This window comes from Paenibacillus sp. (assembly GCF_048976745.1).
GTDB lineage: Bacteria > Bacillota > Bacilli > Paenibacillales > Paenibacillaceae > Paenibacillus.
Genome location: NZ_JBHGUU010000005.1, coordinates 263,768 through 278,073 on the forward strand (window position 1 = coordinate 263,768; position 14,306 = coordinate 278,073).

A 14,306-nucleotide genomic window follows, 5' to 3' on the forward strand; every position below is an offset into this window, starting at 1 on the left:
TTCCACATAATAGTTTGATAAAATACTACATGAGCTATGTAAACGCTCTAGTAAATTATGATTTGGGGAGGTTTCGGATTCATATGAAAATCTGGAAGAATTACGTTTCACTTCTGCTAACGGTCTGTTTGCTGTTTGGCAGTGTAGGGATTGCCGCGGCTGCAACGGACACCACTCCAGGCTCAGGCAAACACATTACCATTCTACATACGAATGACACGCACGCCCGTGCAGTTGAATCTTCACCTGCGATGGGTTTTGCCAAAGTAGCTGGAATCGCTGACAAATATCGTAGCGAAAACCCGAACACACTCCTGCTTGATGCTGGAGATGCTGTACATGGTACAACGTTTGCCACTCTCGTGAATGGTGAGAGCATCGTGAAAGTCATGAATGAAATGGGATACCAAGCCATCGTACCAGGTAATCACGAATTCAACTATGGTTCAGATCGCCTGATCGAACTGGCAGACATGATGAACTTCCCCATGCTGAGCGCCAACGTGAAGAAAAAAGACGGAACACGTCTCTTCGATCCTTACCTCATTAAAGAGGTGGATGGCGTGAAGATTGGTATCATCGCTTTGACTACACCAGAAACGTTGTACAAAACGAATCCAAAAAACGTAGAAGGCCTTGATATTACAGATCCATCTGCGGAAGCCAAAGTTCTGGTAAACGAAATTCGCAGCAAAGTCGATGTTGTTGTTGTCTTGGGACACCTTGGTCAAGATGCATCCAGCACGGATACTAGCTTTAAAGTTGTTAAAGAAGTTCCTGGCATCGATGTATTCATTGATGGTCACAGTCATACAGTACTGCAAGATGGCCTTGTATCCGATAATGGAACATTGATCGCAAGCGCAGGAGAATACACGAACTATGTAGGTGTTATCGATCTGTGGGTAGACGGTGGCAAAGTTACGAAGAAACAAGCAACATTAATTGATGAAACCGAAGCAAAAGACATCAAACCAAATGAGAAAGTGGCCACTCTCGTAAACGCCATTCAAAAAGAACAAGAACCGATTCTGAAAGAAGAAGTAGCCAATACCGCTATTCTGCTGGATGGTAAGCGTGAACAGGTACGTGCAGGTGAAACTAACCTGGGTGACCTGCTTGCAGATGCCATTCGTGATGTCAGCAAAGCCGATATCGCACTGACTAACGGTGGTGGTATCCGTGCTTCCATTGAAAAAGGGACCGTAACCAAAGGTGACATCATCACAGTTCTTCCTTTTGGTAATCAGGTGGTAACCCTTGAAGTGAAAGGGTCCGATATTCTGGCAGCCCTCGAAGTCGGTGTAGGCTCATACCCGGAACCAAGCGGTGGATTCCCGCAAGTATCCGGAATCAAGTTCAAGATCGACACTTCCGCTGCAGAAGGTAGCCGTGTACATTCCGTAACCGTTGGCGATAAAGCCATTGATCCGGAAGCAACGTACACACTGGCAACCAACGATTTCACAGCTGTTGGTGGTGACGAATACACCATGTTTGCCAAATACCCAACAACAGGTATGTATGGCGCGCTGGACGAAGCATTGATCAATTACATGCAGAAGCTTGGCGCTGTAAACATCCAAACAGATGGTCGAATCAGTGAAGCGAAAAAACCTGCAGTAGAGCCGGAAACTCCAGCAGTAGAAACACCAGCTCCAACCAAGCCACAACCAGAAACGCCAAAACCGGAAAAACCTGTTAAACCAACACCAAGCAAACCAGCCCCAGCCAAACTGCATGTTGTGAAATCCGGAGATTCCCTGTACTCTATCTCCAAACAATACGGCACAACTTGGCAGGCATTGCAAAAGCTGAATAATATCAAAAATCCACACTGGATTTATCCAGGTCAACAATTGAAATTGCCTGCAGCTTCTTAAGCCCAGCAAAAGTGTATATAGGCATGATCGCTTATATGGTACAACTAACATAACGAATTTATCTTGTCATAACCAAAAGGGTGTCCCCCAAGCCAGATTACTGGTGTAAAGGGACGCCCTTTTATGATCTCATTTGTCTTCTTAACCTCCATACACGAACATCCATACAAGTTAGATGCATGATCATTCCATGTGGACATATCCTACTAATTTTGACAATCATCTGAGGTAAAAATAAATCCCCGCCCAGCCTTTACGAACCAACTTTATCATCTGCCTTTGACACCGAACTATATCAAAACTCTCTAGAAGTACCGTGTTCATGCGGTTCTTGTACATATAATTTCGACATCTCTGTCTTCTCAAAATTGCATACTTGCACGTAAATCTGCGCTGAGCATGATGATCTTGAAATCCTAAATCATAAAATCATTTGTATACTGAATACAACTACCCCAACTTAGTTATTTCGTACGATATAATACCTAAATTCCTACCCATTTGTATGCCTATAGCCCTCTTTTTCATGCTCACATTGGAACTTCGGCAATCAAAATGATCTACCGCATTATATTCGGTACTATTATATGAACTCATATAATTAACGAATCCCCTTGATCTAGGAAGTGAACTGTTCCTTCACATAACGCACAGCCTCCTGTGCCGTCAAAGCGATTCGTTTTGATTCACCTGATGCTGCAAGTTCGTGTGACCCCAGTTCAACCTGTCCTTCTGCTGCTCCTCGGCCAATCACGATCTGCACAGGCAGTCCGATCAACTCCGCATCCTTGAATTTCACACCAGGGCGCTCATCCCGGTCATCAACCAATACCGTGTAACCGCCCTCGACCAATTGTTGTTCCAGTTCCAGGGTGAGTTGACGCTGCTGCTCATCCTTCCAGCTTACCGGAATCAGATGCACATCATATGGAGCCACAGCGGCAGGCCATTTTATGCCTTGATCTCCTGCATACTGCTCAGCTATAGCAGCCATCAGGCGGGATACACCAATGCCGTAACACCCCATGACTGGCGCACACTGGCGACCATTACGATCCAGGAATGAAGCGCCCATGGCATCACTATATTTCGTTCCCAATTTGAAAATGTGCCCAACCTCAATGCCTTTGGTAAAACCAAGTGTTGACCCACATGTTGGACAAGCATCCCCTTCAGCAGCAAAGCGAATTCGTTCTACTCGCTCCAATGCAAAATCAATGCCTGGGCGTACGCCGGAAACATGCACATCCACTTCATTGGCTCCGGTAATTGCACTCTTCATCACTGCCACGTCAGCGTCCACCACCATTGGCAGATCTAGTCCAATCGGCCCCAGAAAACCAACCTTCAGACTCGGATGTGCCGCAATGGCTGCATCGTCTGCAAGGATCAGTTCCTCTGCACCCAACACCTGTTTCAATGTGATATCATTCAGTTCATGATCTCCACGTACAAGGGCAGCAACCAGTTGACCATCTGCCAGATAAAGCAGTGTTTTGATCATATGTTCAGCACCTTTGCCCACAAAGGCGCTTAACTCTGCGATCGTACGAACGCCAGGTGTCGAGATGCGTATTACATCTTCCACTCCTGAATGCTCATCCGTTTGAAGCGCGGAGTCTGCACTCGCAGAGTCGGCTGGAACTTCCAAACTTCCTTCTTTTTTCTCCATATCTCCTGAAATCTGATAATCCGCTTTCTCCAGGTTCGCAGCATATCCGCAATGTTTGCAGGTTACAATCGTGTCCTCACCCACATCAGCAAGAGCCATGAACTCGTGTGTTTCCCCTTGACCACCAATCGTTCCTGCGTCCGCCTCAACACGGATATAGTCCAGACCACAACGCTCCAAAATGCGACTATAAGCTGTATTCATCGCCTGATAGGTACGATCAAGCTCTTCCCAATCGGAAGCAAAAGAGTACGCATCTTTCATAATAAATTCACGACCACGCAGCAATCCAAATCGAGGACGGCGTTCATCCCGGAACTTGGTTCCGATCTGGTACAGCGTGAATGGCAGCTTACGATACGAGTTCACCTCATCCCGAGCTAACGCAGTTACCACTTCTTCATGTGTTGGTCCAAGAGCAAATTCCCGTGCATGACGATCCTTTAGACGCATTAATTCAGGACCATACTGTGTGTACCTTCCGGACTCTTCCCACAGTTCGGCTGGCTGCATAATGGGCAGCAATACTTCCTGACCCCCGGCACGATCCATCTCTTCTCGAACGATCCGTTCAACGTTCAACAATATACGGCGTCCAAGAGGCAGGTAACTGTAGATCCCTGCTGCCAGTTGGCGAATCATACCGGAACGCAGTAACCAGCGATGTCCCGCAGCATCTGCCTCCGCTGGCGCTTCACGTAATGTTGGAACAAGCATTTCACTTTGACGCATCTGGACACACTCCCCATCTTTCTTTTTGTTATCAAAATACGGCGTTTAAACAGCAAAAAGACACATCCGTCAAGGGACGAATGTGTCGTGGTACCACCCTTGTTTAACTGCAAATCAATCCGTTCGCAACCTGTGCGATCTATAGCATGCAGTCCTACGGGGCATAACGGGCCCTGCCGGCGGATGTTGCAACCCTCAATGGGTATTCTCTTCCGCAGCTCGCGAGGTAGGAATTACGAAGCGGCTACAGGAACCTTGCACCATACTGTTCCCTCTCTGTTGAAGCCGGCTTGCACAATCATGTCCTCGTTATAACGCTGTTATCATTTTTGATCACATTAGTGCATTTACAAGTAATTGTCAACATACCGTGTTAACATAAAGTTCAATGAATTCGGTAGCAATGGCTGACATGGCAGTACGTTCCCTGTAATATAGAGAAATGGAAATCTACCACAGGTATTAATCGATAAAGGAGCTTGTCCTATGCCATATATCATATATGATCTTGAATTCACGGTAAGCCGCAATACTCGCTATTCTTCTGAAATTATTGATATCGGTGCCGTCAAGGTTACGGAAAGTGCGGATGGGTTGGCCGTAACGGATACGTTTCATACGTATGTTCGTCCCTCCAACAAATCCGTTCTGTCCACTGACACGATTCAGTTTACAGGCATCACGCAGAAAGATATTGATGCAGCCCCACTTTTTCCGGAAGCATTGAACCAATTCATTGCCTGGATGGGAAGTGATCCCTATTACATGTGTTCCTGGGGACCCGATGACCGCAGCAAATTGATCTCTCATTGTCGCACCCATCAACTTGATGTCGCCTGGATCACCAATCATAACGATCTCCAGCAACAATGGTCGCGTACAGTTCGCAAAGAAGGCAAGTTCCGACAACTCGGTCTCGCTCAGGCTCTTGAAATCTGCGGAATTGAATTCGATGGTACCCAGCACCGTGCCTTGGATGATGCCATCAATACAGCCAAGGTGTTCATGCATCAATTTGACCAATTCACGCTGGAAAACAACTGTGCAGCCGATGATGAGGGCATCACATCCAAGCTCGTTTATTCCAGCTCCACAGAAGATGAAGAGAAAGAATCTCCTTTTGGCAATCTGGCAAGCCTTTTCAAAACCAAAGAGTAACCGTCCTCAGCACGGTACTTCATCGTGTTTTGCCTAAGGATAGATGGCATTCCAGTCTCAGCTTCTATTGTACATTTGCTGCCAATAATTCAGGCGTTCTTTCATCTTGATGCGGCAGATCTCAGGTTCGAGGATCTCCGCATCAGGTCCATATTTAGATATCCATGCGAGAAATTCCTCAATATCACTTAATATGGCTTCAAATAACAGGCTACCTTCCGGTTCTATGGTTAAGATGGGGCGTATATAGAATTGCTCCTGCATCACACGCTCTACAGCATGGGGTGCAAATCGAATTTTGAACGCAGTCCACTCCGTACTCCCCTCGTATGCCCAAGGAATGCGGAAGTGTGATTGTATCAGATAATCCTCTTTGCGGAACGTGCGTGGTAATATCCGTATCCTTTGCAGCCGGTTCACATGAAATATTCGAAGTTTCTCCGACAGGTGACAATACCCTAAGAGCTCAAATCTGTATTCACGAGGGATAAGACAATAAGGGTCTATGCGTACGATCCCTTTTTCACCCTGAGACAGGTACTCCCCTTCAATGGTGTTCTGTGAAATGCCAGCCTGAAGCAGGCTAATCAGGGATTGATTCTGCGAATCGTTGTTTTCATATTGCCATACAGGCAATCCCACTTTGAATAATCCACTAATCTGCTCCGACCATTCCACGCGTTCTGTTTTGTTTTTCTGACTCGAAGCAACCACTTTCTCATAGGCGCTCTCAAAAGCAGGTCTCAGCAAAGGACGAATATTCTCCATAACATCAGCAAGATGCATGAAAGCTTGGGCTTCTTCATCAGACCAATTAAGCGGATACATGGCAAAATGGCTGATGAACATGTACCCTTGGCCGTGTCCCATATTGGCGATCGGGATATGCATTGCGCTGAGGGCCTCCATGTCGCGGTATATCGTCCTTTCCGTTGTCTCGCATCGCTGGGCAAGCTCACGTGCCAGAATGCCCGGCTTGGCTTGTACCAGCGTGATAATGCGCATTAATCGGATTAGTCGGTCTGTCATTTTGCCGGACCCTCCACGTTGTTGTTTCAATAAATTTGATACAACTCCATCCATAGTTTAATATTTTGATACATACATTCGACCTTCTCCTAAACTTCACCTTCAAAACATATGTAGACTCGTTCTCTCTATACCGTTACCATCTGAAATCAACCCTATTCGCCTAATATCTTTTTTTCACGGTCATGATAACCGGATGTGAACGTGATCCCGTAGTGACAACGCAACTTTTCAACAATTTCGGCTTCTGCGTAATAATCCAGATCCTGCTTACGTGCCGCTTCAATTAACAGCGCATCTGCATGACGGCGCAACATATTACTTCCCTCTTGAACCCGGCCTCTTTCATATGCTCGTAAGGCCTGCTTGATCAGCGGTACGGTTTCATTTAACTTAATGGTCTTCTCCACCTTCGGATCTTCCGGTTGCCGCAGCATGCCCAGGTGACTGGTGTACTGAATATACAACTGCTCTCTTCGTAACAATACACGTTGACTTTGCTTCAATTTTCTTGTGCTCCAGTAGGCTGAACATACGGCTGCTTTTCCTGATACCCGGGGTCCCATAACGAATTCAAGCAAAATTTGTTTACTCTCTCCCTTGTACACATCTCCAAGCCTTAGTAACCAACCAATATCCGTTTCTTTGGAACGACATCCATAAATCCCTTTAAGTTGTACTCCGAATTCCGGTTTGAGCAAAAGTTCCAAATCTCTTGATATAATTTTGGGTGCTATTTTCCTAAGTCTTTTGGCAGGGGCACCACTACGCCACTCTATCATCATATATACGGGGTCGGCTCCCCCTGTCGGTATGGCCTCTTTATTCCACGAATAAGATACTTCAAAGACTGAGTTCACTGGTAGTCTCTCCCCCGATTTATATGTATTATCTTCTAAGTTATCAGGGTGAATGGACACTATATTGTCACGGAACACATGTTCCCATTAAATTTTTCCAATATATTAGTTTCTCCTCCCTTAATCCGTCTGAATACGACAATATACGACGAAAAAGCCTGGCGCTATGCCAAGCTTTTCAATCACTTCTTTATGACAAGTCCTAAACTAAACAGTAGGATGATCAATTCCCATTTTGTGTAAAATATGTGCGCCATCTGCTTCTATAACCGGAGCATAGGTTACACTGTCAATGACGAGTTTACGCCCTACCGGCTCTCCGTTAACAGTGATCATAATCGTTTTGGTTGATGTGTTCTGATTTGCTGTATACATATGTTTCTACTCCTTCATGTTCACGATCTTCTATTCAATCGGATGTATTGGTATCGTTCATTAAATTGCGTATTTGTGAATAGCATGCACCCGGAACTGAAGTAAAAGATCTGTTAAAACGGTCCGGTGTGCTTGCCTATCGTTCTATTACCCCACAGATTTATATGCTAAACAGCTCTGTTCTTAATTAATTTTTAAATATTTCGGGTAATAAAACGATATCATCTTGAACCCATCGTCCCGGTTTTGACGTATAATGTAAGAGCCGTATTTCAACAATAGACGACGAATTCGGCGATCGATCGAACTAACCGAAGAAAGAGGTGTTAACGATGCCAAAATCCATTCAGGGTTATTTCATTCGGGTGTTATTCACCACATGCATTCTATTTACCGTCTCGATCACTTCGACAGTAAGTGCAGCCAGTGCCAATATTTTTACGGATATATATAGCGGCTGGGAGCGGGTCTCCGAACTGCCTGGAGAAGTGAACGCTCTGCAGGAAAGTTATAAACAAACAATGGAGCAATTAAATCAAACGTCCGCTCAGTTGGGACAAGCCCAGGCCAATGTCGAAGCATTTAAGACCCAGAACGAACAGCTACTCGCTCAGAACCAAAAACTCACTGAAATGGTAAGCAAATTACAGGACGACCAGAATGCCAAAGCAGCTGCCAGCAAACGAATTCAGACGATGATCATCACTGTCGTTTCTCTCATATTGGGTTACTTTGTTCTGATTCGTGTGATGCGCTGGGGAATGCGTCGCCGTTCGGGCCGAGTATAAAAGAACAGGAGCAACTGCATGAACATACACCTGAACAATGCTGAAGCAGGCGGAGCTGGACAAGTTGTCACATTCTCACTGATCAAAGATGACCGCCTTCATATTTTGCATCCGCAGCAAATTGTAGCGTTCCGCGGTCCAAGTGGGAGTCGCAATGATAAATTCATGAATATCACGGGCATATATCGCAAAAAAAAGTTGATTAAATCCGAAATTACCGGACCTTGCCAATTTGTGGCTGCCCTGCCTCCCGGATTCACGATGAAGGAAGTGGAGCTCACGGCGGACAGTGACCTGCTCTATGACTTCCGCCACCTGTTCTTCTACTCTGATGGTGTAACCATGCATACCAAAATTCAGAAAATCAAAAATATGCTGATCACCCGTGATGCAGTGAAAATGAAATTTTCAGGCAAAGGCAAAATCGGCTTGCTCACTCAAGGCCAGGTCTGCCAACAGGAACTTCACCCAACAGCACCGCTGTATGTGGATGCAGGCAGCATCATTGCCTATCCCGAAAATGCACATCTGGAACTCACGGTATATGGTAACAACCTTGCCAGTCAGCATATGAATTATCACTGGAAGATGACAGGACATGGATCTGTACTTTTCCAGGCCGGACGTGAGAATCGCCGCTTGGAACAGGATCTCAACGATGAGGGACTGTTCAAACGAATTCTGAAAGAAGTTATCCCTTTTGGTAATGTACTGATCAAATAAACTGTTAGTTGATGAAGCCAACTGATTAACTGCCACTATGCTCCAGTGGGGTGGTCACCACGCGCTTTCATTGGTATAATGGTTCAGACAATTGAAGAAGAAAATCCATGCCTGTGGCATGGGAGAGGTTCGCGAACTCCCTCTATAAGACTTGACCCTGTGATGGTCAATATAAGTCTTGCGTACACGTTGCGTTGCGATTGGAACGCAATTCTGTGCGTAAAAAACTAAGGACACTTACTCATGGCTGCTTTTTTTGAAGCGGTTATCGAGAGGGTGTGTTTTTTGATGGATGCCAGTTCATGAACTTCTCTGTTCTTCCGACACTCTATGCCTAGGTGCATGGTTTGATCTCAAGAAGATGGAGAGGTTTTTTTATGTTGAACGAAGAAAAAGCAGTCGTTGTATTCAGCGGTGGTCAGGATAGTACCACGTGTCTGTTCTGGGCCAAACAACAGTTTGCCGAAGTTGAGGTCGTAACGTTTGATTACGGTCAGCGCCACAAGCTGGAGATTGAATGTGCAGCCGAGATCGCTCGTGATCTGGGCGTACAGCAAACGGTTCTGGATATGAGCCTGTTAAACCAGCTCGCACCCAATGCGCTTACTCGCACGGATGTGGAGATTACACATGAAGAAGGCGAACTGCCAAGTACATTTGTGGATGGACGGAATCTGTTGTTCCTCAGTTTTGCAGCCATTATGGCAAAGCAAAAAGGAGCACGCCACCTGGTTACAGGTGTATGCGAGACGGATTTCAGCGGATACCCGGATTGCCGGGATTCCTTTGTGAAGTCAATGAATGTGACACTTAATCTGTCGATGGATTATCCATTTGTCATTCATACCCCACTCATGTGGCTGGACAAAGCGCAAACGTGGAAGATGGCGGATGATCTCGGTGCTTTTGACTATGTTCGGGAGCGTACGCTGACTTGTTATAACGGTGTGATCGGCGATGGATGCGGAGAATGTCCTGCCTGCAAGCTGCGCAAAGCCGGACTGGATCGCTATGTGCAGCAGCGTACTGCTGCTGCATCAGCGGGAGTGGATGTGCGATGAGAGAACCTGGAACATTCCGTATTGTGGAGCATCTGCAACGTATCGGAGAAGATATTCTCCCCACCCAGCTTCGCTATCACCGCAAACGTGTGCTGGTCAGCAAGGAGTTTACCTTTGACGCAGCACATCATCTGCATTGTTATGAAGGCAAGTGCAAAAACCTGCACGGTCACACCTATAAAGTGATCTTTGGCATCAGCGGTTATCCGGGTGAAACCGGGCTGACGGTTGATTTTGGACATATCAAGGATATATGGAAAACTCAGATTGAAGGTTATCTGGATCATCAATACCTCAACGAGACACTTCCTTTAATGAATACAACGGCTGAAAATATGGTCGTTTGGCTGTTCGAACAGATGGAACATGCGCTCCAGACGGAGCCCTATGCCGGGCTAACCGATGGTGGGCGGACGGAGTTTGTCCGACTCTTCGAGACACCAACAAGTTACGCGGAAGCGAGACGGGAGTGGATGATTGATGAGTAGTGTCGCAGAACAGAGACAGTCGCGCGAACGCAACCAAGAGGCTCGCATCCCTGTGATGGAGATTTTTGGCCCGACAGTTCAAGGCGAAGGCATGGTCATCGGGCAAAAAACGATGTTTGTTCGCACCGCGGGCTGCGATTATCGCTGCTCCTGGTGCGACTCGGCCTTTACCTGGGACGGCAGTGGCAAGGACCAGATTCGGATGATTACGCCAGAGGATGTATGGGAAGAATTGCGCCGCGTTGGCGGCACACGTTTCTCCCATGTCACCATCTCTGGCGGTAATCCCGCCCTGCTCGCTTCGCTGGGCGGATTGGTTGCCCTGCTGCGGGAGAACGGTATCCGCACCGCGGTCGAGACGCAGGGCTCCCGCTGGCAGCCTTGGCTGGCGGACATTGACGAAGTCACCGTCTCGCCCAAGCCACCCAGCTCTGGCATGGACACCGATTGGGCCGTGCTAGATGATCTGATCGAACGGCTGGCCGCTGGCCCGGCAGAACGAAGTCATAGTCTGAAGATCGTGATCTTCGATGAGACAGACCTGGACTATGCCCGCCGTGTGCATGCACGGTATCCCGGCACGGATCTATTTTTACAAACCGGGAACCCGGATGTAACTTCCGCCGATACGCCAGATCTGGCGTCCTCGCTGCTTGCTCGTTATGAGTGGCTGATTGACCAAGTCAGTGCCTCCGATGACCTGAATGATGTTCGTGTGCTGCCACAGCTTCATACGCTGGTATGGGGCAACAAACGCGGCGTCTAATGGGCAGTATGGGTGGAATGGGCGGCATGATGTACGGTTGAGGATGAAATTCCCTCAGATGATGAAGAGAATTATACAGGCAAATTTGCCTATTCATATATACCGCGAAGCTTCGGGCTTTGACGGAAACAAGGAGCGTTTACGAACCGATGAGACAACCTGATGAGATGCAAGATGTGACGTTGCTGGGCAACCAGAACGTAAAATATACGTTTGAATATGATCCAGGCATTCTGGAGAGCTTTGATAATAAACATCCGTACCGTGATTATTTTGTCAAATTCAACTGCCCGGAGTTCACCAGCCTGTGCCCGATTACAGGCCAACCGGACTTTGCGACGATCTATATTAGCTATATTCCTGATATCAAAATGGTCGAGAGCAAATCACTCAAGCTGTACCTGTTCAGCTTCCGCAACCACGGTGATTTCCACGAGGATTGTGTGAACATCATCATGAATGACCTGATCAAGCTGATGGACCCGCGTTACATCGAAGTATGGGGCAAATTCACACCACGCGGCGGCATTTCCATTGACCCGTATACGAACTACGGTAAACCGGGAACGAAGTACGAGCAGATGGCCGACCATCGCATGATGAATCATGATATGTATCCGGAGACGATTGATAATCGTTAATTCTTCAGGTTCAAACATCCTGTATAAAATAGAATCATAAAAAGCCAAAAGCCGAACTTTGCTATATAAGTTGAACTAAAGATTATTTACACGGACACTACAATGACAGAACAACCTTCTAATCGCTGTTATCGTGTAAATGATTAATTCAGCTTATATAGCTTAAGAAGTTCGGCTTTTTAGTATAAACCTGTAGAACCTTCGTGTCTCAATTCAAGCTTGGAGACACTTTCAAGTAGACTGATCTTCCTTTAGTTCTTTGACTTTTTTAATGTAATGTCTCAACATCAGTACACCAATCGATTGAAAAATGATAAATATGACGATAGCAACAGATAGAGATTTCGGTGCAACATAGATAGCCTGAAACATTATGACAGCCATATATACAATGGTCAATACCAGCTCACGTTTGGCAGCAGCATAAGGTGACAGTGGTTTCATTTCCATTCCTCCTCAGGCCTTCTGGCACTGAAATATGGATCTTCTTACACTAAATGCTAAAGTAATACGTTTCTTTTGAAAATGCAATCACAACAAAAATACTCATCAGAATAGATATTTAATAGCAAAAATCGCCCTATCCACGTTATTCTATTTCTCTTGTTCCCCTTGTCGGTCCAATCAATCTGTCCTATTATGTAACAATATGCTTACACGCATAGAATACAACATCAGGCGCTGATCCCTCGTGACCGCGACCAAAGGAGAATCGTACATGTCTACACAAACCTCATTACCCAAGGACGCCGCAGCGCGTTCGAAAGCCCCACCCGGATTGGATGCCCAAAGCACCGTTTACCGGATACTTATTGCAATCAGTCTGGTTCATCTGTTTAATGATTCGATCCAGTCAGTCATTCCCGCCATTTTCCCGATTCTAAAAGACTCCATGCATCTTACGTATACTCAGATCGGATGGATTTCTTTTGCGATCAACTTTACCGCATCCATTATGCAGCCTGTCGTAGGCTGGTTTGCTGATAAAAAACCGACACCATCTATCCTGCCCATTGGCATGGGTTTTACATTTACGGGCATGTTGCTGTTGGCCTTCGCTGACAGTTATATGACTGTCCTGATCTCCGTGATCTTTGTCGGTCTGGGTTCAGCGGCTTTCCATCCGGAAGGTTCACGAGTATCCCATATGGCTGCTGGTCAGCGCCGTGGGCTGGCACAATCCATCTTCCAGGTCGGTGGTAATGCCGGGCAATCGCTTGCCCCTTTGCTTACACGCTGGATCTTTATCCCGTTTGGACTCTTCGGTGCTATTGGATTTACAGGCATTGCTGCCATGGGGATTGCAGTTCAGATCTACATCGCCCGTTGGTATGGCCGCATGCTGCAATCGGGTGGATACCTGCGTAGACAGGCTGCTGCACGTCGTGCACCCAATCCAGCATTGCGCAAAAAGATTACAGCAGCCATTACGCTATTAATCTTGCTTGTCTTTGTGCGTTCCTGGTATATCGCTTCCATTGGCAGCTTCTATGCGTTTAATCTGAAAGATACCTTTGGATTGTCCACAGAGGACGCACAGATCTATATCTTCCTGTTCCTGGCTGCGGGAGCACTTGGTACGTTCTTCGGAGGACCTCTTGCCGATCGATTCGGCAAACGTAATCTGATCTTCCTGTCCATGGCCGGAGCTGCTCCACTTGCTCTGTTGCTGCCCTACGCGAATCTGTTTTGGACAGGTGTACTCTTAACCATTATTGGTTTTATCATGTTATCCAGCTTCTCGGTTACGGTGGTATATGCACAAATGCTGATTCCAGGCAAAATCGGAACGGTTTCAGGCCTAATTACGGGTCTAGCATTCGGTATGGGGGGTCTGGGTGCACTCGTGCTGGGCAACTGGATTGACGTCTTCGGCGTATCACCCGTGATGCAAATGTGCAGCTTCCTGCCTCTGCTCGGGATCTTCACGTTCCTGCTTCCATCCGATAAATTACTGAATATCTGGGCGAAAGAAAACGGTAGTGAAGAGTAAGCAATACATTAACAGGTGTCCACTTTTTATTCTATATTGGATCCAATCCTTACGTGGCAACATCATCTTTATAAGACGTTATCTTGCGCTAACGAACCTGACAGCACTTATTTGACCGAATACTGCCGGCTTCGCAA

The 14,306-nt window shown here is 46.5% G+C and carries 14 protein-coding genes; 9 read left to right on the forward strand and 5 right to left on the reverse strand.

What is annotated here, in order from left to right:
• Nucleotides 1-83 precede the first annotated feature (83 nt).
• Nucleotides 84-1,883, forward strand: coding sequence for a 5'-nucleotidase C-terminal domain-containing protein (locus ACE3K2_RS04990; RefSeq protein ID WP_421887443.1), 1,800 nt, complete (start codon nucleotides 84-86; stop codon nucleotides 1,881-1,883).
• Nucleotides 1,884-2,502: 619 nt separating this feature from the next.
• Here ACE3K2_RS04990 and ACE3K2_RS04995 read toward each other — a convergent pair.
• A complete protein-coding gene (locus ACE3K2_RS04995) occupies nucleotides 2,503-4,287 on the reverse strand; it encodes a proline--tRNA ligase (protein ID WP_421887446.1) in 1,785 nt (594 codons plus the stop codon).
• Nucleotides 4,288-4,773: 486 nt separating this feature from the next.
• Between ACE3K2_RS04995 and ACE3K2_RS05000 the strand changes: the two genes are divergently transcribed.
• Nucleotides 4,774-5,445 (forward strand): exonuclease domain-containing protein, encoded by a 672-nt coding sequence (locus ACE3K2_RS05000; RefSeq protein ID WP_421887448.1) that lies wholly within the window; start codon nucleotides 4,774-4,776, stop codon nucleotides 5,443-5,445.
• A 57-nt stretch (nucleotides 5,446-5,502) separates the two neighbouring features.
• On the opposite strand, the gene ACE3K2_RS05005 is transcribed toward ACE3K2_RS05000, so the two are convergent.
• The 3 genes from ACE3K2_RS05005 to ACE3K2_RS05015 all read right to left on the reverse strand — a co-directional run bounded on the left by ACE3K2_RS05005 (nucleotide 5,503) and on the right by ACE3K2_RS05015 (nucleotide 7,709).
• A complete protein-coding gene (locus tag ACE3K2_RS05005; RefSeq protein WP_421887450.1) occupies nucleotides 5,503-6,474 on the reverse strand; it encodes a helix-turn-helix transcriptional regulator in 972 nt (323 codons plus the stop codon).
• A gap of 155 nt (nucleotides 6,475-6,629) precedes the next feature.
• Nucleotides 6,630-7,334 carry a hypothetical protein gene (locus ACE3K2_RS05010; RefSeq protein ID WP_421887452.1) on the reverse strand — a complete coding sequence of 235 codons (705 nt, stop codon included), beginning with the start codon at nucleotides 7,332-7,334 and terminating at the stop codon, nucleotides 6,630-6,632.
• Between the two features lie 207 nt (nucleotides 7,335-7,541).
• Nucleotides 7,542-7,709 (reverse strand): hypothetical protein, encoded by a 168-nt coding sequence (locus ACE3K2_RS05015; protein WP_421887455.1) that lies wholly within the window; start codon nucleotides 7,707-7,709, stop codon nucleotides 7,542-7,544.
• Between the two features lie 332 nt (nucleotides 7,710-8,041).
• On the opposite strand from ACE3K2_RS05015, the gene ACE3K2_RS05020 reads away from it, so the two are divergent.
• The 6 genes from ACE3K2_RS05020 (at nucleotide 8,042) to queF (ending at nucleotide 12,176) form a co-directional block, all read left to right on the forward strand.
• Complete coding sequence (locus ACE3K2_RS05020; RefSeq protein WP_421887458.1) at nucleotides 8,042-8,497, forward strand: hypothetical protein; 456 nt, start codon at nucleotides 8,042-8,044, stop codon at nucleotides 8,495-8,497.
• Nucleotides 8,498-8,515: 18 nt separating this feature from the next.
• On the forward strand, nucleotides 8,516-9,220 hold the full coding sequence (locus ACE3K2_RS05025) for an AIM24 family protein (RefSeq protein WP_421887461.1): 705 nt from the start codon (nucleotides 8,516-8,518) through the stop codon (nucleotides 9,218-9,220).
• A 380-nt stretch (nucleotides 9,221-9,600) separates the two neighbouring features.
• Entirely contained in the window at nucleotides 9,601-10,281 is a 681-nt protein-coding gene (gene queC, locus ACE3K2_RS05030; protein WP_421888351.1) for a 7-cyano-7-deazaguanine synthase QueC, read from the forward strand.
• The gene (gene queD, locus ACE3K2_RS05035) at nucleotides 10,278-10,769 is read left to right on the forward strand and encodes a 6-carboxytetrahydropterin synthase QueD (RefSeq protein ID WP_036611465.1); all 492 of its coding nucleotides are present in this window, start codon (nucleotides 10,278-10,280) and stop codon (nucleotides 10,767-10,769) included. The genes queC and queD overlap by 4 nt, the downstream gene beginning before the upstream one ends.
• Complete coding sequence (gene queE / locus ACE3K2_RS05040; protein ID WP_421887464.1) at nucleotides 10,762-11,535, forward strand: 7-carboxy-7-deazaguanine synthase QueE; 774 nt, start codon at nucleotides 10,762-10,764, stop codon at nucleotides 11,533-11,535. The genes queD and queE overlap by 8 nt, the downstream gene beginning before the upstream one ends.
• 149 nt (nucleotides 11,536-11,684) lie before the next feature.
• Nucleotides 11,685-12,176, forward strand: coding sequence for a preQ(1) synthase (queF, locus tag ACE3K2_RS05045; RefSeq protein WP_017690202.1), 492 nt, complete (start codon nucleotides 11,685-11,687; stop codon nucleotides 12,174-12,176).
• Nucleotides 12,177-12,407: 231 nt separating this feature from the next.
• Here the strand turns inward: queF and ACE3K2_RS05050 are convergent, their stop codons facing one another.
• A complete protein-coding gene (locus tag ACE3K2_RS05050) occupies nucleotides 12,408-12,620 on the reverse strand; it encodes a hypothetical protein (protein WP_421887468.1) in 213 nt (70 codons plus the stop codon).
• 274 nt (nucleotides 12,621-12,894) lie between these two features.
• Here ACE3K2_RS05050 and ACE3K2_RS05055 point away from each other — a divergent pair, with 274 nt between their 5' ends.
• On the forward strand, nucleotides 12,895-14,169 hold the full coding sequence (locus tag ACE3K2_RS05055) for an MFS transporter (RefSeq protein WP_421887471.1): 1,275 nt from the start codon (nucleotides 12,895-12,897) through the stop codon (nucleotides 14,167-14,169).
• The last annotated feature ends 137 nt before the right edge of the window (nucleotides 14,170-14,306 follow it).

Coding starts and splice junctions, on each gene's coding strand:
- ACE3K2_RS04990 (WP_421887443.1), top strand. CDS start 84: ATGAAAATCTGGAAGAATTACGTTTCACTTCTGCTAACGGTCTGTTTG.
- ACE3K2_RS04995 (WP_421887446.1), bottom strand. CDS start 4,287: ATGCGTCAAAGTGAAATGCTTGTTCCAACATTACGTGAAGCGCCAGCG.
- ACE3K2_RS05000 (WP_421887448.1), top strand. CDS start 4,774: ATGCCATATATCATATATGATCTTGAATTCACGGTAAGCCGCAATACT.
- ACE3K2_RS05005 (WP_421887450.1), bottom strand. CDS start 6,474: ATGACAGACCGACTAATCCGATTAATGCGCATTATCACGCTGGTACAA.
- ACE3K2_RS05015 (WP_421887455.1), bottom strand. CDS start 7,709: ATGTATACAGCAAATCAGAACACATCAACCAAAACGATTATGATCACT.
- ACE3K2_RS05020 (WP_421887458.1), top strand. CDS start 8,042: ATGCCAAAATCCATTCAGGGTTATTTCATTCGGGTGTTATTCACCACA.
- ACE3K2_RS05025 (WP_421887461.1), top strand. CDS start 8,516: ATGAACATACACCTGAACAATGCTGAAGCAGGCGGAGCTGGACAAGTT.
- queD (WP_036611465.1), top strand. CDS start 10,278: ATGAGAGAACCTGGAACATTCCGTATTGTGGAGCATCTGCAACGTATC.
- queE (WP_421887464.1), top strand. CDS start 10,762: ATGAGTAGTGTCGCAGAACAGAGACAGTCGCGCGAACGCAACCAAGAG.
- queF (WP_017690202.1), top strand. CDS start 11,685: ATGAGACAACCTGATGAGATGCAAGATGTGACGTTGCTGGGCAACCAG.
- ACE3K2_RS05050 (WP_421887468.1), bottom strand. CDS start 12,620: ATGAAACCACTGTCACCTTATGCTGCTGCCAAACGTGAGCTGGTATTG.
- ACE3K2_RS05055 (WP_421887471.1), top strand. CDS start 12,895: ATGTCTACACAAACCTCATTACCCAAGGACGCCGCAGCGCGTTCGAAA.